Annotated in this window: 24 protein-coding genes; 15 read left to right on the forward strand and 9 right to left on the reverse strand. The window is 41.5% G+C overall.

Annotation, left to right across the window (positions count from 1 at the left end):
* The first annotated feature begins 33 nt into the window (after positions 1-33).
* From ACP14Y_RS02555 to ACP14Y_RS02585, 7 genes are all read left to right on the forward strand, one after another.
* Positions 34-531 (forward strand): O-acetyl-ADP-ribose deacetylase, encoded by a 498-nt coding sequence (locus tag ACP14Y_RS02555; protein WP_424961406.1) that lies wholly within the window; start codon positions 34-36, stop codon positions 529-531.
* Between the two features lie 68 nt (positions 532-599).
* On the forward strand, positions 600-1412 hold the full coding sequence (locus tag ACP14Y_RS02560; protein ID WP_424961407.1) for an ion transporter: 813 nt from the start codon (positions 600-602) through the stop codon (positions 1410-1412).
* Between the two features lie 83 nt (positions 1413-1495).
* Complete coding sequence (locus ACP14Y_RS02565; protein ID WP_424961408.1) at positions 1496-2338, forward strand: alpha/beta fold hydrolase; 843 nt, start codon at positions 1496-1498, stop codon at positions 2336-2338.
* Complete coding sequence (locus ACP14Y_RS02570) at positions 2328-2813, forward strand: RNA polymerase sigma factor (RefSeq protein WP_424961409.1); 486 nt, start codon at positions 2328-2330, stop codon at positions 2811-2813. The genes ACP14Y_RS02565 and ACP14Y_RS02570 overlap by 11 nt, the downstream gene beginning before the upstream one ends.
* Positions 2806-3399, forward strand: a complete 594-nt coding sequence (locus tag ACP14Y_RS02575; RefSeq protein ID WP_424961410.1) for a hypothetical protein — start codon at positions 2806-2808, stop codon at positions 3397-3399. The genes ACP14Y_RS02570 and ACP14Y_RS02575 overlap by 8 nt, the downstream gene beginning before the upstream one ends.
* Positions 3400-3499: 100 nt before the next feature.
* Positions 3500-4459, forward strand: a complete 960-nt coding sequence (locus tag ACP14Y_RS02580; protein WP_424961411.1) for a c-type cytochrome — start codon at positions 3500-3502, stop codon at positions 4457-4459.
* A gap of 82 nt (positions 4460-4541) precedes the next feature.
* Entirely contained in the window at positions 4542-4976 is a 435-nt protein-coding gene (locus tag ACP14Y_RS02585) for a hypothetical protein (protein WP_424961412.1), read from the forward strand.
* A gap of 12 nt (positions 4977-4988) precedes the next feature.
* On the opposite strand, the gene ACP14Y_RS02590 is transcribed toward ACP14Y_RS02585, so the two are convergent.
* Both ACP14Y_RS02590 and ACP14Y_RS02595 read right to left on the reverse strand, forming a co-directional pair.
* Positions 4989-5642: a tetratricopeptide repeat protein gene (locus ACP14Y_RS02590; RefSeq protein WP_424961413.1), complete on the reverse strand. Its 654-nt coding sequence runs from the start codon at positions 5640-5642 to the stop codon at positions 4989-4991.
* Between the two features lie 22 nt (positions 5643-5664).
* Positions 5665-7809, reverse strand: a complete 2145-nt coding sequence (locus ACP14Y_RS02595) for a TonB-dependent receptor (protein WP_424961414.1) — start codon at positions 7807-7809, stop codon at positions 5665-5667.
* A gap of 122 nt (positions 7810-7931) precedes the next feature.
* On the opposite strand from ACP14Y_RS02595, the gene ACP14Y_RS02600 reads away from it, so the two are divergent.
* On the forward strand, positions 7932-9221 hold the full coding sequence (locus ACP14Y_RS02600; protein ID WP_424961415.1) for an amidohydrolase: 1290 nt from the start codon (positions 7932-7934) through the stop codon (positions 9219-9221).
* A 372-nt stretch (positions 9222-9593) separates the two neighbouring features.
* On the opposite strand, the gene ACP14Y_RS02605 is transcribed toward ACP14Y_RS02600, so the two are convergent.
* On the reverse strand, positions 9594-10157 hold the full coding sequence (locus ACP14Y_RS02605; protein WP_424961416.1) for an EF-hand domain-containing protein: 564 nt from the start codon (positions 10155-10157) through the stop codon (positions 9594-9596).
* Positions 10158-10375: 218 nt separating this feature from the next.
* On the opposite strand from ACP14Y_RS02605, the gene ACP14Y_RS02610 reads away from it, so the two are divergent.
* From ACP14Y_RS02610 to ACP14Y_RS02640, 7 genes are all read left to right on the forward strand, one after another.
* Positions 10376-10660 carry a hypothetical protein gene (locus ACP14Y_RS02610; protein WP_424961417.1) on the forward strand — a complete coding sequence of 95 codons (285 nt, stop codon included), beginning with the start codon at positions 10376-10378 and terminating at the stop codon, positions 10658-10660.
* 34 nt (positions 10661-10694) lie between these two features.
* Positions 10695-11309 carry a DUF2867 domain-containing protein gene (locus tag ACP14Y_RS02615; RefSeq protein WP_424961418.1) on the forward strand — a complete coding sequence of 205 codons (615 nt, stop codon included), beginning with the start codon at positions 10695-10697 and terminating at the stop codon, positions 11307-11309.
* A 146-nt stretch (positions 11310-11455) separates the two neighbouring features.
* Positions 11456-12313, forward strand: coding sequence for a helix-turn-helix domain-containing protein (locus ACP14Y_RS02620; RefSeq protein WP_424961419.1), 858 nt, complete (start codon positions 11456-11458; stop codon positions 12311-12313).
* A gap of 89 nt (positions 12314-12402) precedes the next feature.
* Positions 12403-12792 carry a DUF5367 family protein gene (locus ACP14Y_RS02625; protein ID WP_424961420.1) on the forward strand — a complete coding sequence of 130 codons (390 nt, stop codon included), beginning with the start codon at positions 12403-12405 and terminating at the stop codon, positions 12790-12792.
* Entirely contained in the window at positions 12789-13112 is a 324-nt protein-coding gene (locus ACP14Y_RS02630) for a hypothetical protein (protein ID WP_424961421.1), read from the forward strand. Before ACP14Y_RS02625 ends, ACP14Y_RS02630 begins: the two co-directional genes overlap by 4 nt.
* 3 nt (positions 13113-13115) lie before the next feature.
* Entirely contained in the window at positions 13116-13616 is a 501-nt protein-coding gene (locus ACP14Y_RS02635; RefSeq protein WP_424961422.1) for a DUF1772 domain-containing protein, read from the forward strand.
* Between the two features lie 30 nt (positions 13617-13646).
* Positions 13647-14489 carry an NAD(P)H-binding protein gene (locus ACP14Y_RS02640; RefSeq protein WP_424961423.1) on the forward strand — a complete coding sequence of 281 codons (843 nt, stop codon included), beginning with the start codon at positions 13647-13649 and terminating at the stop codon, positions 14487-14489.
* 127 nt (positions 14490-14616) lie between these two features.
* Here the strand turns inward: ACP14Y_RS02640 and ACP14Y_RS02645 are convergent, their stop codons facing one another.
* The 6 genes from ACP14Y_RS02645 to ACP14Y_RS02670 form a co-directional block, all read right to left on the reverse strand.
* Positions 14617-15747, reverse strand: coding sequence for a type 1 glutamine amidotransferase domain-containing protein (locus ACP14Y_RS02645; RefSeq protein ID WP_424961424.1), 1131 nt, complete (start codon positions 15745-15747; stop codon positions 14617-14619).
* A 184-nt stretch (positions 15748-15931) separates the two neighbouring features.
* Positions 15932-16750, reverse strand: a complete 819-nt coding sequence (locus ACP14Y_RS02650) for a pirin family protein (protein ID WP_424961425.1) — start codon at positions 16748-16750, stop codon at positions 15932-15934.
* Between the two features lie 19 nt (positions 16751-16769).
* Entirely contained in the window at positions 16770-17318 is a 549-nt protein-coding gene (locus ACP14Y_RS02655) for an NADPH-dependent FMN reductase (RefSeq protein WP_424961426.1), read from the reverse strand.
* A gap of 4 nt (positions 17319-17322) precedes the next feature.
* Complete coding sequence (locus ACP14Y_RS02660) at positions 17323-17778, reverse strand: DoxX family protein (protein ID WP_424961427.1); 456 nt, start codon at positions 17776-17778, stop codon at positions 17323-17325.
* A gap of 12 nt (positions 17779-17790) precedes the next feature.
* Complete coding sequence (locus ACP14Y_RS02665) at positions 17791-18444, reverse strand: hypothetical protein (protein WP_424961428.1); 654 nt, start codon at positions 18442-18444, stop codon at positions 17791-17793.
* 53 nt (positions 18445-18497) lie between these two features.
* Positions 18498-19100, reverse strand: a complete 603-nt coding sequence (locus ACP14Y_RS02670; RefSeq protein ID WP_424961429.1) for a Crp/Fnr family transcriptional regulator — start codon at positions 19098-19100, stop codon at positions 18498-18500.
* Positions 19101-19119: the final 19 nt, after the last annotated feature.

The following is a 19119-nucleotide window of genomic DNA, read 5'->3' on the forward strand; positions in this document are numbered from 1 at the left end:
CTACAATAATCTTGGTTTCCTCTATCTTAAAGTATGGAAATCAAGCTACTACTAAGCGACATAACCAAACTCAACGTTGATGCGATCGTTAACGCAGCGAACAGCTCCCTGCTCGGTGGCGGTGGTGTGGATGGGGCTATCCACCGCGCCGGAGGTCCAAAAATTTTAGAAGCGTGCAAAGAGATTGGAGGATGTGATACCGGACAAGCGGTGATCACCAATGCTGGCAACCTATCAGCTAAGTTTGTCATCCATACTGTAGGACCTATCTGGCAGGGTGGAGATTCGCATGAGGATACCTTACTCCGATCCTGCTATATCAAGTCACTCAAACTGGCTGAAGAATACAACCTAAAATCCATTGCCTTTCCGAATATCAGTACAGGAGTTTACCGTTTCCCAAAAGAACGGGCATCAAAAATCGCTGTTGAAACCATCCGTACCTTTTCATCAACAATGATCAGTGAAGTAACGTTTGTTTGCTTTGAAGAAGAAAACTTCCAATTGTATAAAAATCTGCTCGGAGTATGACACCATAGGGATAATTAAAGCATTCAGCGCTATCTTTCAGAAACATTTAATCACCACCGTACTGCCTCATGATCAAATTCGTTGAGCATATTCTCAGGAATTTCCTGGAATCCCCACGTTTCCAAAACTTTATCACATTCATCATTATCGTTAATTCGATCCTAATTGGGTTAGAAACCTACCCCGATGTAGTAAAGGATTACGAAGCAACGATCGATGCGTTCGATATGGTGATCCTGGTTTGTTTCACCATCGAGATTGTGCTAAAGATTCTTATTTATCGAAGGAAGTTTTTTACGAATGGATGGGATCTGTTTGACTTCTTTGTTGTGGGGATCTCTATTCTGCCTGCTGCCGGATCATTCTCCATTTTCAGAGCACTGAGGATAATACGTACACTCCGCCTGCTCAAGAGCCTCCCTAAGCTTCGGTTAATTATTGAGTCATTACTTCATTCTCTTCCCAGTATCGGCTGGATTGTGGTGCTGCTCACCATTGTTTATTATATCTACGCGGTTGTTGGCTATAACCTCTTTGCGGAGGGCTACCCAAAATATTTCGGCACATTGACAGATGCGCTGTACACCCTGTTCCAGATTATGACACTGGAAAGCTGGTCGTCGGCTATCGCCCGACCAATCATGGACGGAGTGCCATATGCTGCTATTTACTTTGTCACTTTTATTCTCATTGCCACTTATACCACCCTCAATGTGTTCATTGCCATAGTGGTGAATACCATGAATCAGCTGGCCATGGAGGGGATGCGAGAGGAAGAAGAGCACATCAAGATGTTTGTAGCCCAGCAAAATAAGCTCTTGCATGAGAAACTGGATAAGCTGCAAAAGGAAATCGCGGAGATTAAAAACAAACAGAGCTGATCACAACTCTTTAAAAAAAAATCACTTGGCTGTAACAATGAAACACTCCTTGGATCAAAGAGGAAATTTTAAATCAAACAGTCATGAAAAAAATACTCTTCTTAAGCATTACAATTCTATGTGCCCAATTGGCGATCAGCCAGACACCTATCAAAGTTGAAAAAAGCGGTGATGGCAATCCGATTCTCTTTTTACCCGGTTTCACAACACCTGGAACAGTTTGGAATGAAACCATCAACAATTTGAATGGTAACTTCGAAACTCACACGGTCTCGTACGCTGGATTCAATGGTATGGAGCCTATCGGTACTCCCTGGTATGCACCGGTCAAAGATCGTCTGATTGAATACGTGAAAGAGGAAAATCTCACTAACCTGACCATCATTGGTCATAGTATGGGTGGAAATCTTGCCACTGATTTGACAGTTGCACTTGGAGACAAAGTGGATGGATTAATACTGGTTGATGCACTTCCATGTATGAGGGACGTGATGATGCCAGGAGTCTCAGCGAATTCATTGCAATATGACAGTCCATACAACAATCAGATGCTTGGAATGCCGGATGATGCATTTAAAAATACCGCTCTAATGATGGCCAGAAATATGACCAACAATGAAGATAAAGTAGAGCTCATAGCAAGCTGGTCGATAGAAGCGGATCGGAAGACGTACGTTTATGGATATACTGATCTTTTAAAATTAGACTTGAGGCCATCTTTGCGGGATATTCAAACCGAAACACTGATCCTGGGAGCTACCTTTCCCTCGAAGGAAATGGCTCAGCAAACGTTTGAAAAACAATATGCAAGTCTGAAAGATAAAACAATAGCATTGGCGGATAATAGCAAGCATTTCATCATGTTTGATCAGCCGGAATGGCTATACTCACAAATCAATAGCTATCTCGCACGCAATGCCCAATAACACAGAGCTTTTCGAAACCCTGCACGCCGATTACTACGGGATGGTCAATCAGATGTGCATGGGTTTTATGAAAGGAAACAAAGATTTAGCACAAGACCTGACTCAGGAGGCATTCATTAATACCTGGAGAGCGCTCGATAAATTCAAGGGCGCCTCCAGCTATAAGACATGGATTTATCGAATCACTGTAAACACCTGCCTTAAGTACATCCGTGACAATAAAGTAAAGGAGCAAACCCCGATTGAGGATCAAATGAATCTAGCCAATGAATCAGATAATACTGAACATGAGCATTCGGAATTATACCGAGCAATAGGCCAACTTGGCGAGGTAGACAGACTAATTATCATGATGGTGTTGGAAGAACTGGACTACTATGAAATTGCTGAGGTTGTAGGAATCAGCGAAGGGAACCTACGGGTGAAAATCCACCGAATTAAGAAAAACCTTAAAAAAACATTAACCAATGAGTGACGTATTTGACGACCTTAAAAATAAATGGGATAGTGCAAGGGATAAGAATCCTAAACCACAATCCACAACCGAGCTAATAGAACTTTCCAAAAGAAAGCATAAAAGTGTTCTTTATTCACATTATGGAAATACAGTAGTTCTCACATTAACACTTATAATGATCTCTGTATTCTTCTACTATGTGACTCCCTTCCAGGATTTATTGAGCAAAACAGGAGTGGCCCTAATGGTTGGTGGACTAGCCATTCGAATTGTCATAGAGATTATTAGCTCAGAAAAATCTAAAAAGATCAGCCTGATCGACTCCACGCTAAACACTGCGAGTATTACATTGAAATTTTATGAATTCAGAAAGAAAATCCATGGTCCGGTTACATTCATCATTGTAGCCCTTTATACGATAGGATTTTACATGCTTACACCAGAATTCAGCAGATATCTTGAATTCAAATGGGTTATTCTTATGGATGTTTCATACGTTCTCGGGGCTATTTTTCTAATAGTGCAAATTCGAAAAGGTATAAAAGAGGAAATGGTTCATTTAGCAGATTTAAAGCGTCTACATGAAAAAATTGAAAAAGGCTAACCATTTATTGTAAGAGAAAAATTTGCTAAATTTCGAAAGTCACATCCTACCGCCTATGATTTATCAATCACGGTAATGGTGTGCCTAAAACCTAACACCAATGAAAATAGCCTTTAAAATCCTGGGACTGGGATTAGCAATCCTTATCACCATCGGGGTGGTAGCGCTTGTAATTATCAATGCACAAGAAATTCCCTCTTACGAGGTAGAAGAAGTTGAATTTCAAAGAAGCGACAAACCTGAAGCCATTGTCCGTGGGCAAAAACTTACTCAAATGCTGTGTGCAAACTGTCACATGGATCGTACCTCTGGCAAGCTGACCGGTCAGCGAATGAAAGATGCACCAAACGAGTTTGGTGAAATACATGCGCCTAATATCACGCAGGATAAAACCTACGGAATCGGTGAATGGAAAGATGGAGAAATCGTGCGTCTGCTACGAACAGGAATTAAGCGGAATGGTCAATATGCTCCGCCATACATGGCAAAATTGCCGTTGATGGCAGACGAAGACATTGATGCAATCATCTCTTTTCTCCGGTCAGACCATCAAATGGTGGTAGCTGATAATAAACCGGATACTCCTTCTAAGCCATCACTATTAACTAAGGTTTTAAGCAGATTAGCGTTTAAGCCTTTCCCCATGCCAGACCAACCAATCCCAATGCCGGACACGACCAATACCTTAGAATTAGGAAAATACCTCGCACATAATCTGGAATGCTTTTCCTGTCACTCTGCAGACTTTAAAACCAACGATTACCTAAACCCAACTATGAGCCCGGGATATTTTGCAGGTGGTAATCAGCCTTTAGATTTGGAAGGAAGAGTCAAACTCACATCGAATCTAACGCCAGACAAAAAAACGGGTATTGGCACCTGGACACTGGAGCAGTTTACCAAAGCAGTGAAGTATGGATTGAAAGATGGCGAGCCTGCGCTCTCCTACCCAATGCTCCCCTACACACAATTGACTGATTATGAAGTTGGGGCCATCTTCAACTATTTACAAACTATCCCTGCCATAGAAAATAAAGTAGAGCGTTCGGTTTATAAATGATATTTTGAAAACATTGCTGTAGGCTAAGCAACTATTTCTGTCGAACTGTCATCAAAGGTGTGAATCAAAAAAACACCTAATCATGACAGAATTATCTCTTAATAGCCAGACATCTGTATCAAGGATCAGAACATACTTTATGAGGGGGCTTTTTGCTCTGAACTTCCTCAGTCTATTTACAGACAACTGGAGCCAGATATTATTTCCAACAGAGCAAATGGATACTTTAACTGGCGTGACTATTAGCTTTTGGGCTGCCTTTTCTTTGCTTAATCTCATCGGGATTCGTTTCCCGATAAAGATGGTCCCTATCTTACTCATCCAATTTCTGTACAAACTTGCCTGGCTTATCGGAATATACCGTCCGGCCTATCTCAATGATTCAGTTGATGAAAATATCCAGTCATTCTTTTGGATCTGCATTGCCGGTGTAGGGCTAAATCTTTTGATCATCCCCTGGAAATATGTTTACCAGGAATACATCAAGAACTTCTTTAAATTAAAAAAAGCGGCCTAAGCCGCTTTTTCATTATTCTCCTTCTTCCTTTTTACAGATGTAGGCTATTGCCTCCTCATTGGTCTGATCCCCCCAGGAAGGAGCAATAGGACTTTCAGGTTGCTCAGAAGCAAAAAGTTCTTTTGCCCGAGCCAATGTCTCACAGGCTCCTCCATCTCCATTGCCCATAAATTGTGCTGTGCCAAACTGCATTCTGCCTAGCAGATAGTGTGCTCTGGGATTTTCCGGATTAAGAGCTACCGCCTTCTGAAAGGAAGCGAAAGCCATGCCCGAATATTTCATCCCTCGTGTAGCAGGATCAACTACAATTCGCATCATGTGCACATATCCACGTAGTGCTTCCAGCTCAGAATCTTCCGGTTTAATCAAGTCTGCCTTAGCAATTGTTTCAAGTGCCAGATCCATGTACTTGTCTTTGGCTTCACCCCCCTCATACATATCACTCAAGCGGATGTATCCAAATGCAGCGTAGTAGTACGGCTCCCACCGATCTCCCTCAGCTTCACCTATTCGATTTAGCTGATTGATTACATTCTGCAGTTCTTCTGGTGTTTCTGCAGTAAACATGGCTGGAATATTTTTTCCCATAGCCTTTTCAAATGGACCGTTAGCAAATACTACTGATGCACAGAGCATCCCAATAATTATTAATAGATTCTTTCTCATAATTGATAAGTGTTTAATGATTTTAAAGATTTGGTAATTGATTGATGCCTTTGTTTTTTGATAGTGTGATAAACACACCCAGGAAGATGAATCGTCTGGCTGGTGGAGTGATGGCTCTTGATGCATACACTCCATTTTCATTTGGCGTATCAGCAAACTCATACCCATAGATGTTGTTGATGCCCAATACATTGTTAACCATCGCGTGCACGATCACCTGGTTATTATACAGATAGCTGATATTAAAACTAAGATCATGATAGGCTGGTGTTCTTCCTGTAAGAAAGCCATCTGCATTGAGGTCATTGTAGTTTCTTCCACTAGCAAAAGAGTAGGTCAGCCCCACCTGAGTTTTGATTTCATCAATGAACTTCTTTACTACTAAAGAAAAATTGTGCGAGGAAGCAAAAGTCGGAGTGAATGAACCAGGGAAGTCTCTAAACTCACGCTCCGTATCCAGGTAAGAATAGCTTATCCAATAGTCTGTATTTTCAAAGGTTTTATTGTCTCTCCAAAACAGATCCACTCCTCTGGCATAACCATTTCCTGTAGAAGCATAACTGGAAGGATCAAAAACATGATTGTAGCGAATTAGCTGATCATACTGCTTTTCATAAGCTTCTATTCTGAAGCTTTGTCCTTCCCCCAACCATTGATAATTAGCAATGTAATGAGATGCTTTTTCCGCCTGTGTAGATGGCTGGCTTAGTATGATTTGTGTCTGAGGTGTCTGATAGAATTGTCCAAAAGCAATCGAGACCTGGCTCTTCTCCCCTGTCTTATAGGCTGCAGACAGTCTTGGCGCAAAAGTTTCACTTGATGTCAGATTGCTATACTCAGTTCTCAGCCCTGCCTTAAATCCTAACGATGAGGAAGCAAACCATTCAGATTCAAAAAAGGCGGCACTTACTTGTTCTTTGAAGCCTTGATCAAAAGATCCGGTTTCATCTTCCAAAACCTGATCCACATCTCGCTGGATCACTTCCGCACCCGCTAGAAATGCGATTCGATCAGAATGCTGATAGTCTGTGACTAGTTTGGTGTGAAAGCCCGTCAATTCCTGATCCTGACTATCGCTGGCAAGGGATGCAAAATCATCGCTCTTTGTAAAAGAGGCACCTGCTCGTATGCCCCATTTTTCACCGATTAATTCACGGTAAGAGGCATTGAAATGCGCATAGTCATTTTTTACTTTTACCGGCAAGTCAACCTCTGGATTTGCAATGTCCGATTCGTACAATTCCATATCCGATCGGCTGGCATTGGTATAGAACTTTAGCATTCCTGTATTGCTGGTTTTTACTCTGTAAGCCAGGTTCGCATTGTACTCTTCAGGAGCTTTGTCCCACCTCAGGTTTTGGTCGACGAGCTTGAAATATGGAGTTAAGTTGGTATACTGTACTTTCCCGGCAAAGGAGCTTTTCTCAAATGCCTGTGTTGTAGAAATGTCTGCTCCTACTGTCATTAATGAGATGTCTGTCCGGTCGTTCTCTGCAATATCTTTGGACTGCAATATCAATGCAGAAGACAAAGCCTGTCCATATTCTGCCGAATAACCTCCGGTAGAGAAGCTCATGCCTTTAAACATGAATGGCGAAAATCGACTTCTACCAGGGGTATTAGGAGCTGAAGGGCTGTACTCATTATGTACCAGCATCCCGTCTATGAAGGTTTTGGTTTCTCGTCCATCTCCACCACGAACAAATAGTCGACCGGTTTCTCCAACCGTTTGTGTCCCCGGCAAAGTGTTTAATGCACCTGGTACATCCGCAGTGGCTCCTGCAGTTGTAACAATATCCAGTGGCTTTAATACCTCACGTTTGCCTTCTTCTGAAGCATGGAAAGCACCAGCAGTAATCACTACTGCATTTAGCTCACTAATCTTTTCTTTGAGAGTGATGGAATAATTACCCGTGCCTTCAATAGGTAAGTTAACCTCATGAAATCCAATAAATGAAGCAATTAGGGTCAGACTATCTTCCTCATAAGTAGTAAATGAAAAATCACCATTTAAATCTGTAGTAGCACCATCGTAGGTACCCTTCAAATAGACGTTCACTCCAAGCAGAGGCTCCTCTGACTTGTCGGTTACTCTGCCAGAGATCGTTTTCTGAGCAAAAGATGCACAGGCTGAAAAAAAAGTGATTAAGTAGAAAGCGTATCTCATTCGTTTTTGACTTTTGGATTCAAATCAAAAGTCCCACCGATCACATTCTCATACCAATCTCAATGACCGAACTGTAGATTTACAAGGATGAATTGTAACTTATGGATCAAAATCAGATTACTATGAATAAAATCTTATTGACCTTAACATTGATAATTGGATCGTTTGCTTTGTCTGCTCAGCAGTTTGATAAGCAAATTGAAAAGCTTGTAGCCCAAACAGAAAAAGACGTTATTGAATGGCGTCACTGGTTTCACCAAAATGCTGAGTTGAGCAACCGTGAGTTTGAAACTGGAAAACGAATAACAGAGATACTAACAGATATTGGCTATGATCCACAAACAGGGGTTGCAAAAACAGGGGTCGTGGCAATACTTAAAGGCGGCAAGCCGGGTCCGGTGGTTGGCCTTAGGGCAGACATTGACGGACTGCCGGTAAAAGAACGTGTGGAGCTTCCATGGGCTTCAAAACAGATGGGTGAGTACAATGGAGAGCAGGTACCAGTCATGCATGCATGTGGACATGACACACATATCAGTATATTATTAGGAGTAGCTAAAATGCTATGGGAAATCAGAGACGAGGTGCCCGGAACCGTGAAGTTCATTTTTCAGCCCGCAGAGGAAGGAGCTCCTAAAGGTGAAGAAGGTGGAGCTAAGCTGATGGTGAAAGAGGGTGTACTTAAAAATCCGGATGTAGACGCCATATTTGGTTTACACATCAATGCACAAACTCCTGTTGGCAAATTGAAGGTAAGACCTGAAGGAATCATGGCGGCTGTAAACTCCATGCGAATCGATATCAGAGGGAAACAAGCACATGGCTCGGCTCCATGGGATGGAATAGATCCTGTGGTGACTGCCGCACAAATGATCAACAACTTCCAATCAATCATAAGCAGAAATATGCAGCTGACAGAAGCACCGGCTGTTTTGACCATTGGTGCTATTCACGGCGGAGTTCGATACAACATTATTCCAGAAGATCTGTACATGCTGGGAACCATCCGTACATTGGATGCAGATATGCGTACGCAAATTCTACAACGTATCCGAGAGGTGGCTCAAAAGACGGGTGAATCCAACAATGCTGAAGTTGAGGTGTGGATTGATGAGGGATATCCGGTAACCTACAATGAGCCTACGCTATATGAGCAGATGCTTCCGTCACTAAAGAGAGCTGCAGGTGAGGAGAATGTGGAAATCATCAAGCCAATTACCGGGGCTGAGGATTTTTCCTTTTTCCAGGAACAAATCCCCGGCTTGTACTTCTTTGTGGGTGGATGTCCACCGGATAGAGATCCTAAAAAAGTGGCCGGCCACCACACCCCGGATTTCTACGTAGATGATGCAGGCATGAAGTTGGGCATGAAAGCCATGATGGGTCTTACACTGGATTATATGAGTAATTAAATTATAATAATTCTATTTATTATTTGAATAATGTAAATTAATAAGCATTATGCTTAATGAATTTTATGGTACAATACCAATATTAAATAGTACTTTATAGAAGCATCTTTGATCCATAATTAATTAACAATCAAAGGAATTAAGCTATGGGTTACTTATTAAATCTTTTTGCCAAGAAGGATAGTTTGAAATTATCAAAGGCAGATTCAGGAGAGTGGATGGTCAAAAAGAATCTCAAGATCTTATATATCGGATCTAAAGAGAAGTGTCAAACCTATATGAACCGGCTAAGGGTAGCTTGAGCAAGCTAGAGTGAGTTTCAATTGGACATTAGGTGTATGAAGCCCTGCTACAAAGCGGGGTTTTGTTTTTTTAATCTTTGTCTCCCCAAAAGCCAAATAGCCAGTTACCTGGTGCCCCTTCATCATTGGATCTAAAGAATTCATCTACTGCACGTACAAGCTCTTTCTTAGTGATATAGTCATCTCCATCCCTGTCCAACTTTACAAATGCCTTTGCGGAGTGCTTAATAGGAATGTGATAACACATAAACATGTCAGAGTACTCGTCAACAGACATAACCCCATCTTCATTTACATCAAATGAATCGAAAATGGAGCTGATCATGTACTTAACCCACTTTTTGTAAACCTCTTCATTTCCAGACTTTAGCAACACTTCGAAAAAACGAAGAAACTGTTCCTCATTTGCATGAGCACCCTGTTTCTGGAAATACTTTTTAAACATATTCCAGCTTTGCACATTTTTATCGATTACCTCATTGTACTCCTTTGTGCCTGGCTTATAAACCCATAGTACACATAGTGACTCACCAATTTCCCTGAAATCATTTTCCTCAAGGATTCCATTTCTATCCTGATCTAGTACTACTCTGAAATAATGTGAAATCTTTTCTTTTTGAAAGTCTGATAACATGAATTAGCGGCTTTTGAATGGGCAAAAGATACGTAAATAATCTTAATACACCGGATTGCAAAAAGGTGACCTGCCTCTTTTTAAAGACAAATGGTATAAAAGGTCACTTTCCGTATCTTTAATAAGACATGGAAGGTTTATATACGGAGCTTCATAGCAAGAATAAAATTATAATCATTGATTATTCAATGGTGCCACATGAGAAGGAATTTGACTTAATGAAGCACTCACTTGAATACCTTACAAAGTATGATAAATCGTCAGCACTTGTTTTAGAAATCATAGCTGGAGTAAAACTTAATAAAGAGATTTTGGATTTCTTTCCTGACTATTATGGAAAAATAAAAGTTCATGTCAAGCGATGGGCTTCTGTTGGTTTTGGAGAAATGATCTTCAAAGAAATGATTGACTCTAAGCAAATCCCCAATTCTGCTGCAATGAATAAAAACATCGAATGGTTTGAGACAAAAGATGAAGCCATTTCGTTTCTAATTCAATTATGATAGCCTGGCTCACTCCATAGATACAGATTCCAAAATGAACATTAACCAAATTAAAATTCATAAGCGGTTCCATCTAGATCAACCATGGCGTGTACATACCCTACTTTCAGATTTTGATATTGAGGATGTATGGCGGGTACCTGTGAAACTCCGAGAAGAGCATAGCTTGGATTTGTTTCTTAAAGAGTTTTTGAAATCGAATGAACAGACAACACAAAAAGGACTGGCAGGATTTCTATTTCGTCTTAGGCTCTTTCTCGGTAAGGTCTTTAAATGGGATGAAAAGAATCAGGTTGATCATTTGCTTCCCGGAAGTATTCGGGAGCGGTATGCCAGAGCTGATAACCTAATATTCGAAGACCTGCCTGAACCTGGTGATGGTGACTTTATACCTGTGTATCAATTAGAAAACGAATACCTATCAGAAATAGAAAATAAAACCGTACATGCCGCTCTCCACATTGGGAGAGTAAAATCAAATAGTGATTACGACATCCAGATGGCGGTGTATGTAAAGCCAAAGGGACTGTTTGGAAAAGTGTATATGAAATTGATCCAGCCATTTCGTCATTGGATCGTATATCCAGCATTGATGCGCTCAGCAAAAAGAAGTTGGGAGCGGTATTGTGAGAAAATAGTCACTGCCTGATTATTATCGAGAATCAAACTTCCTTACTATCTTTCTACATACAATCACCAAACTAATTATGAGCTACCCGCGGTTAGTTAAACATCATCCTTTACTTCAATAAGACTTCATTAACTTTAGAAGCTTTTCCCTATTCTTTATCACTCATGACACGCGACATCATCGATATTAATGATTTTACCATCCTGGTAGAGACAGGTAATTCAGATGTACCAACTACCGATTCCTGTCTGTTTGATGAACCGGTGATTGCTGTAGCATTCTACGGATCGGGGAATGTAGACCTAACCGTAAAATACGGAAACACAGCCAAAGACTTTAGCTATACCAAAGGCCTGGCCCTTTCCTTTTATGCGGATGAACAAGTGGAATTTGTTCATACTGTTTCCGCTAATAAACCATTGGAATGCATTGTTATTGCGACCTCCATCTCCAGCATCGAAAAGCTCCCCAATCAGGAAGGTGAACTTTTTGGTGAAATGCTACATCAATTGGTACACCCCAGGGATCATTATGTGGAGGGTCCCAGCTTCTTCATGACACCAGAGATGCAATCCATTGTAGACCAGGTATTCCATACGCGCTACGAAGGAAAAGCCAAAATGATGTTTTTCAGGAGTCAGATAAACACATTGTTGGCGCATTTCTTTGGTCAGCTTTCCCTGTTATCAGAAGAATCCATTCCAGCGGAGGAAAGAGAAAAACTCCGACAAGCCAGAAACATCCTGATAAGCAACCTGGATCATCCTCCAAGCCTATCGGAGTTATCTCGAGAGATCGGCCTCAATACATTCAAGCTAAAGAAGAACTTCAAGGAGCTCTTTGGTGTCCCTGTATTTAAATACCTTCAGAATGAGCGACTCAATACAGCTAACGAGCTTATCCGTATAAAAAAAATGACCATTCAGGAGGCTGCCTGGCATGTGGGCTATGATAGCCTCAGCTCCTTTTCCAATGCCTTTTCAAAGAAATTCGGCTTTCGCCCCAGTGAAATAAAAGGATAATCCTTTTCGAACAAATCGTTCTCCTTTTCAAACAAATCATTCGATAAGATCAGCAGCAGCTTTGTCTCATCACTTAAAAAGACAAAGCAATGAAATCTATCAAAGCAATCATTATCGCTGTTTTTATTTGGATTGTAGGCGTCAGTTTTTTCACGCTCTCTTTCTATCTGCCCATTCTTGAGAATGTTGAATTCCAGGCCAACCTGACACTGGCCGTCACCATGATCCCGAATGTCTGGCTGGGCATGTACCTCTACTACCATTGGGGGAGCGATATGCATGGTTTAAAAGTAGGCGCCATCGTTCTATTGACACTTATCCTACTCGATGCGCTTATCACGGTTCCTTACCTCATCATTCCATATGGTGGAAGCTATCAGGAGTTTTTCAGTGCAGCGTCATTCTGGCTGATCGCAGGTGAATGTCTCCTTGCTATTTACCTCTACTGGAGATTAAATATCAAAACGCTACAATCATGAAAGTCACATTAGCATTGATCACAATATTGGGTTTCCTTTTGTTTGAGGAACCTATCCCAATTAATGAGCTGACGGTACCCCAGCATTCTGAAGCTCTAAAAAGCAAAGCCTTTAAAGTACTGGACAGCAAATGCAATATCTGTCACAGAAAACAGAACCCCTTCATGGTCTTCTCATTGAAAAATATGGAGAAGCGAGCGAAGAAGATCTACACACAGGTTTTTGAGAAAAAGCGAATGCCAAAAGGCAATTACATCAAGCTAACCCAAGAGGAATACAGCCTCCTCGAAAACTGGCTAAACACACAACTAACCAACTGAATCATGGAAATCACACTAAAAAGCGCAACGCTATTCACAGCAATTATTCTCAGTGGATTATCAGCAGGCTTTTTCTACGCGTGGCAAGTATCGGTGATCCCTGGTACGAAGAAAGTAATGGACCCCACATACATGGAAACAATGCAGCACATCAATCGGGAGATTCTAAATCCCTCCTTCTTCCTGATCTTCTTTGGAAGCATGATTGTCCTGGCCATCAGCACCTTCCAACAATACGGAAGTGGTGTAACATTCTGGCTCTTGCTTGGTGCCACGGTCACTTATACGCTTGGGACATTCGCAGTAACAGGAATGGGAAATGTGCCACTAAACAACGAACTGGACGCATTGAAACTCACAAAGATGAGTGCCCTTGAACTAGCAGAATTCAGGCAATACTATGAGAGCAAATGGAATGTGCTTCATCGAATGCGAACCATCTTCTCAGTGATAGCCTTCGTGCTCTCCTTGTTGGCTGCATTCTTCGCTGCGAAGAACATTTAATCGATCTAAACAATTAAAAACAGAACAATCATGAACAATCAAATTCTTGTAATTGGCGGTACGGGTAAGACCGGACGCAAAGTAGTTACTCAACTAGAAAAACAGGGACACCAGGTGCGCGTAGGATCTAGAAGCGCAACCCCTGCATTTGACTGGGCAGATCCGGGAACATGGAGCCCCGCCCTCGAAGGAATGGACAAAGTGTACATCACCTTCCAACCGGACCTGGCAGTACCCGGAGCACTGGAAGCCATCGAAGGTCTCACAAAAAAAGCGGCACAAGCCGGAGTGAAAAAGCTCGTACTCCTTTCCGGTAAAGGCGAGCGGGAAGCTGAGCTTTGTGAGCAGGTGGTTATGCACTCCGGACTGGACTACACCATCGTACGTGCCAGCTGGTTTATGCAAAATTTTAGTGAGAGCTTCTTTTTAGATCCAATTTTAGCCGGGCAGGTGGCGCTCCCTAAACCGGAAGCTAAAGTCCCATATGTGAATACGGATGATATTGCAGAAGTAGTGGTAGCAGCATTATTGGATGATGCACACAATGGCAAAGTATATGAGCTCACTGGTCCACGATTACTAACCTTCGAAGAAGTAATGAAAGAGATCAGCCTGGCTACCGGACGAGATATTGCCTTCACTTCCATCACATTAGACGAATACATTGGCTTTCTCAAGCAGGCGGACGTGCCAGCAGATTATATCTGGTTAATCGATTACCTGTTTTCCAATGTGCTTGATGCCGAAGGAAACAATGTAGTCTCCCAGGATGTAGAAAAAGTACTCGGACGTAAGCCCATGGACTTTACAGAGTATGTGCTGGAAACACAAAAGACCGGAGTTTGGAATCCAAAAGTAAAAGAGACCGTCTAAACCTAAAATCAAAGGAAGCTGCCTACCTGAAAAGGCAGTTTTCTTTTTACAAATCAGCCCGGACGAATTCATGCAGCAAGTGTATGATGAAGTAGAAGCCACCGGACTATTTGATCTATGCTGAGGATCAATTTGAATTATTCAGCTGCTTTCTTAATTGATCCACCTGGCTTTTTAGCAGGCCTTTAGTGCTCAAATCATTCAGTATTTCACTTGCTCTCTTTGAGTTTCCAAGAGCGATGTGATTTTGAGCTAATGCCAATTGGAGGTTCTCATTAAAAAAATAGGGACTTGTCAGCTCAACAATGCTTACACCTTTCGATAATTCATCAAGGTCTTCCTGCTCTACCAGCATCTTATAGTACCCCCAAAGTGCCAATAGTTCAATATCAAAAGAAGCGCTATCAACTTCCAGTTCCTTCTCGGCATCAGAAAAAGTTTTGCTGCCTTCGAGCAAGTCTTGAATCAAGTAAATGCTTTTTTCATCTTTATATAATGGTTGTTTTACAGGGTTGATCCCAAGCGCACGTACCACTTTCTCTGCAGATCTGGTGGTTGAATACGGATTTTGTCCGGTTATAAATTTTCCGGAGGCTGCTACATGAGAGAGCATGAAATCAGCTTGCGTGAAATTAGCACCCCTCGATTTCAACTTATCTTCTAGCTTGAACGGAAACTCTGGCACCCACTTTTTACCAAATAATTCCTCCTCAGTGTTACAAAAGCCAGTTATCTCCTCACCTTCAATAATATAGTTGTCGTCTTCTTCTTTTACATTAACAAAAGCGGCAGAACCATGACAAACCGATGATAGTATAGTCCCTTCTCTCTGATATAAATTTAAAATGATGTCTTGCAGGGATGGGTCATAGGGTAAGTCGAACATGGCCCCTTTACCACCAACGATATAAATAGCATCATATTCAACCGGATTTATACTGGCTGTCGGCAAGGTATTCTTCAATAAAGCCATTACGGAAGAGTCTTCCAGTACAGTTTTGTTGTACTCCTTATCTTGATTGAATTTGTCAGATTCAACATATCCACCTTTTGGGCTCGCGACATCTATGATTAGATCGTTTTGAGCAAACGTTAGATACGCTTGTGTAAACTCATCAAATTCATAGCCAGGCCTATATTCTCCTGAGTCCTTCCCGTAGCTACTAACTACCATAAGTATTTTCTTAGAATCATTTTGTGATTGCCCAGAAAGGATCATTGGAACAATCAATAGGATGTTTATTATTAAATTTTTCATTTTCTATTTATTTAAATATTCTAGCTTCAAGTAGGGTGGAAATACCGTAGCATTTCCTCTTAAAGGCTTTAACTCAAAATTGATTTAATAAAAGAGGGGTTTCTTTGATCGGTTATGCCAAACACCTTGACACTTCAGGTCAAAGAATAAAACTGATTGCACTTTCAAAAAGTCAGCATTCACATCAGCTAAATACCCCTTTCTTTACCAGCTCACTGTAGATCGTATTGATCATATGCTGGCTGACTTTCAAATTAGCTTCTGAGGTATGTATAGAGCCCCTGCCGAATACCAGATCATGTTCAAACTTCTTTGCCGAGCCTAATAGAAAGCTGGCTCCATGATCGGATGAAAACTCAACCGGTTGATTCCCCTCCACATATACAATCAGCTCCCCAACAGAAGAAAGCAGATCTCCACTCAACTTTCCTTTGTAAACCACTAGCCATAGTATATCATGCGTCTCCCGAGGAGTGTACGTCCATTGCTCACCTGGCTTAAGGCTCACATCCAGGTAATTCATGTCATTAGGAGGATCAATTTTACTAGTGATCCCGTCATACTCGCCCAGAAGCACATTGAACCGATCATTACTTCGTATTTCATCTGGCTTCAAATAGATGCTCTTTGCGTCTGCAGTCTCTAGTGCAGGCGGTAGCGAAATCCAAAGCTGGAATCCCAGTGTAGGCTGATCTTTCAGGAGCATCCCTTTGTGCCATGCCCCTGATCCGGCCTGTAGATACTCGATATCCCCTGCCCGGAATGAGACCATATTTCCAGTGCTTTCCTCCAGGTCACTCCCGCCATCTATGTAATAGGTGAAAGTAGCTATACCTGAATGTGGGTGCCACCCAAACCCTGCCCCCTCAGGAGGAACCCCGTGTATATAATCCAGGAATACAAACGGCTTAATGTCATTCCCTATTCCTGACGGACCTACCAGGTTGGTGATCATACCATGGTGACCCTGGCCCTTCGATCGAAATTTAATTGCTCTTTTCATGTTATTGAATTTTTAAGGGTTAAACCATTTCTACTTTTGCTAATGCATCTTCAAAAAGGGCTAGTTTTTCGTCTAGTTCTGCTGCTAAAGCTCTATTTACCACCCCAGCATTGGAGAAATTGTCATAAAATGAGGGCAGTGAATAATCAGCCACAATATCTCCTTCCATAAATGGAAAATAGGATTTAGCAGCAGCAAGTACGGTCGCTCCGCCCCTGCTGCCTGGGGAAGTTGCCATCAGCAACATCGGTTTCCCTTTCCATACCTTCATATCAATTCTGGTAAGCCAGTCGATAAGGTTTTTAAATACAGCAGTATATGTCCCATTGTGCTCTGCCAAAGAAATCACCAATCCATCTGCAGATTCGATCACCTTGCTGAATTGATATGCACCTTCAGGTATCCCGAATTTCTCCTCTGCATCAACACTGTATAAGGGTAGCAAATAATCGTTGAGATTTATTATAGTAATGGATGCGTCAGCAACCTTGCTGGCTACATGCATGGCCAGCGTTTTATTGATTGATTTACTACTACTGCTTGCTCCAAGTGCTATTATCTTTTTCATTTTCCTATCTGTTTAGAAGTTTTACTAATTGAGAATCAATAGAGCACTTACCACTACCATTGACTAAAACTGCCAAGGCAATCCCAATAACCAAAAGTGCGTATTCATAACCCTCACCAGCCTGATTCCCAAACCAGTTCATGAAAAATCCATGCTCCCAATGGTTAGTGAAAATGATTCCTACGAATAGACCGGCTATTGCCAGAGACCACAGCCTGCTGGAAAATCCCAGGATCAGGAAAATCGATCCAAAAAACTCAATCATGATCACTGCAAAAGCAACGATCCATGGAAGACCCATTTGATTTGTAAAAGCATCCATTGTTCCTTCCAATCCATTTCCACCAAACAAACCCAACATCTTTTGTGCGCCGTGGGGAAATAGAACGATTCCAAGTGTAAGGCGAGCGATTAGCGCTCCCCAATTACTTTCCGTGTTTAAAAATTTATCAATCATCATATCTATGTTTATTTATTTGGTTAGAAATATTTTTCGAACGAATACACCGAGTGATGTTCTTGTAATTGGTGAATCACCGTACTGATCAAGGTCGATGGCCAGCCCAAACTGTGTGGCTTGTTTGTCAAATCCAGCTCTTAATTGTTGAAAGCTTCTGGCGTGGCTGGAGAACTTATCCCAGGTGGTAAGCATTTGTGCGCTAAGGAGCAGTTTCCACTCCTGTTTTAAAGGTCGGGTCACCTGCATTTGAAAAAACAGCTCGCCATTGATGTAGCCCGTTTCATCAGCATGAGATACTGTGGGTATAGCGGTTAACACAAAGTGAGATGACTGAATTGCGTAGAGAATTGATAGTCGTTCCGAGAAGCCGGCCACACTATTGAAATAAAGTCCGGGCCCAATCGAAAGGGCACTATTGATATTCCAGTAAAGTGTAGAATGGACACCTGTTTCATCAAATATTTGATCTTCTTGTTGATGAAATTTCTGGAAGAAGGCCAATGTGCCAATCGAAAAGGCAGCATTTGGTGTAAGTGGCCTTAAAGAGAAGGATGTAACGTCTGTCTTCTTAAGTCCAGATGCCCACTCCAGCTGTGTGATTTGGGCACTACTTTTATGGATAATGCCAATAAAAACAAGTACAACGAAGATGTATTTATAATTCATGAGACAAAAGAGTCACCTTCTGTCTGCGGGAAAAATAAAGTAGTTTAAGAAAACTAAGATTTGCTCATCTTGCTCCGAATCATGCTTAAAAACTCCGGAGTAATACCCAAATATGCAGCCAAATCCTTCTGGGTAATACGGTTGGCTATGTGAGGATATTTGGACAAAAATATCTCGTATCGTTCTTCAGCTGTCAGCGAAATACCTTGATTTGCCCTCTTTATATAACTCACCAAAGAGCGTTGATATAGGTTTCTGTAGAAGCGCTCGAACTTTGGGATTTCTTTGAAAAGACGTTCAAAGTTTTCCTTATTAATCATTAAAAACTCTGAGTCTTCTAGTGCTTTTATAAAATAGGTGGAAGGTTGCTGTCCAATAAAGCTTGCCATATCTCCTGTCCAGAAATCTTCAATTGCAAACATCGATACATGTTCAACCCCATTTCGATCCAGTGAATAAACCTTTAGGCACCCTTTCGTTACAAAGTATTCGTACTTGGTGATCTCACCTGGTTGCATGACGAACTCCTTGCGTTTAGCACTCCCTTTCTTTAAGAGAGAGATATATAGCTTCTTCTCCTCATCATTAAGATCGATAAAGCGAGCGACGTTCTTAAGTATTAAATCATATGGGGATTCGGCAGCCTGATCTTCCATTTAGATTAAAAAAAGGAGA

It is taken from the genome of Ekhidna sp., from assembly GCF_965247405.1.
GTDB lineage: Bacteria > Bacteroidota > Bacteroidia > Cytophagales > Cyclobacteriaceae > Ekhidna.

Excerpts from the sequence above, each read along its gene's own strand:
- ACP14Y_RS02570 (WP_424961409.1), top strand. The coding sequence starts at position 2,328 with ATGCCCAATAACACAGAGCTTTTCGAAACCCTGCACGCCGATTACTAC.
- ACP14Y_RS02610 (WP_424961417.1), top strand. The coding sequence starts at position 10,376 with ATGAAGCACTCACTTGAATACCTTACAAAGTATGATAAATCGTCAGCA.
- ACP14Y_RS02650 (WP_424961425.1), bottom strand. The coding sequence starts at position 16,750 with ATGAAAAGAGCAATTAAATTTCGATCGAAGGGCCAGGGTCACCATGGT.
- ACP14Y_RS02555 (WP_424961406.1), top strand. The coding sequence starts at position 34 with ATGGAAATCAAGCTACTACTAAGCGACATAACCAAACTCAACGTTGAT.
- ACP14Y_RS02620 (WP_424961419.1), top strand. The coding sequence starts at position 11,456 with ATGACACGCGACATCATCGATATTAATGATTTTACCATCCTGGTAGAG.
- ACP14Y_RS02580 (WP_424961411.1), top strand. The coding sequence starts at position 3,500 with ATGAAAATAGCCTTTAAAATCCTGGGACTGGGATTAGCAATCCTTATC.
- ACP14Y_RS02630 (WP_424961421.1), top strand. The coding sequence starts at position 12,789 with ATGAAAGTCACATTAGCATTGATCACAATATTGGGTTTCCTTTTGTTT.
- ACP14Y_RS02595 (WP_424961414.1), bottom strand. The coding sequence starts at position 7,809 with ATGAGATACGCTTTCTACTTAATCACTTTTTTTTCAGCCTGTGCATCT.
- ACP14Y_RS02635 (WP_424961422.1), top strand. The coding sequence starts at position 13,116 with ATGGAAATCACACTAAAAAGCGCAACGCTATTCACAGCAATTATTCTC.
- ACP14Y_RS02665 (WP_424961428.1), bottom strand. The coding sequence starts at position 18,444 with ATGAATTATAAATACATCTTCGTTGTACTTGTTTTTATTGGCATTATC.
- ACP14Y_RS02590 (WP_424961413.1), bottom strand. The coding sequence starts at position 5,642 with ATGAGAAAGAATCTATTAATAATTATTGGGATGCTCTGTGCATCAGTA.
- ACP14Y_RS02560 (WP_424961407.1), top strand. The coding sequence starts at position 600 with ATGATCAAATTCGTTGAGCATATTCTCAGGAATTTCCTGGAATCCCCA.
- ACP14Y_RS02640 (WP_424961423.1), top strand. The coding sequence starts at position 13,647 with ATGAACAATCAAATTCTTGTAATTGGCGGTACGGGTAAGACCGGACGC.
- ACP14Y_RS02625 (WP_424961420.1), top strand. The coding sequence starts at position 12,403 with ATGAAATCTATCAAAGCAATCATTATCGCTGTTTTTATTTGGATTGTA.
- ACP14Y_RS02655 (WP_424961426.1), bottom strand. The coding sequence starts at position 17,318 with ATGAAAAAGATAATAGCACTTGGAGCAAGCAGTAGTAGTAAATCAATC.
- ACP14Y_RS02585 (WP_424961412.1), top strand. The coding sequence starts at position 4,542 with ATGACAGAATTATCTCTTAATAGCCAGACATCTGTATCAAGGATCAGA.
- ACP14Y_RS02645 (WP_424961424.1), bottom strand. The coding sequence starts at position 15,747 with ATGAAAAATTTAATAATAAACATCCTATTGATTGTTCCAATGATCCTT.
- ACP14Y_RS02605 (WP_424961416.1), bottom strand. The coding sequence starts at position 10,157 with ATGTTATCAGACTTTCAAAAAGAAAAGATTTCACATTATTTCAGAGTA.
- ACP14Y_RS02660 (WP_424961427.1), bottom strand. The coding sequence starts at position 17,778 with ATGATGATTGATAAATTTTTAAACACGGAAAGTAATTGGGGAGCGCTA.
- ACP14Y_RS02615 (WP_424961418.1), top strand. The coding sequence starts at position 10,695 with ATGAACATTAACCAAATTAAAATTCATAAGCGGTTCCATCTAGATCAA.
- ACP14Y_RS02600 (WP_424961415.1), top strand. The coding sequence starts at position 7,932 with ATGAATAAAATCTTATTGACCTTAACATTGATAATTGGATCGTTTGCT.
- ACP14Y_RS02565 (WP_424961408.1), top strand. The coding sequence starts at position 1,496 with ATGAAAAAAATACTCTTCTTAAGCATTACAATTCTATGTGCCCAATTG.
- ACP14Y_RS02575 (WP_424961410.1), top strand. The coding sequence starts at position 2,806 with ATGAGTGACGTATTTGACGACCTTAAAAATAAATGGGATAGTGCAAGG.
- ACP14Y_RS02670 (WP_424961429.1), bottom strand. The coding sequence starts at position 19,100 with ATGGAAGATCAGGCTGCCGAATCCCCATATGATTTAATACTTAAGAAC.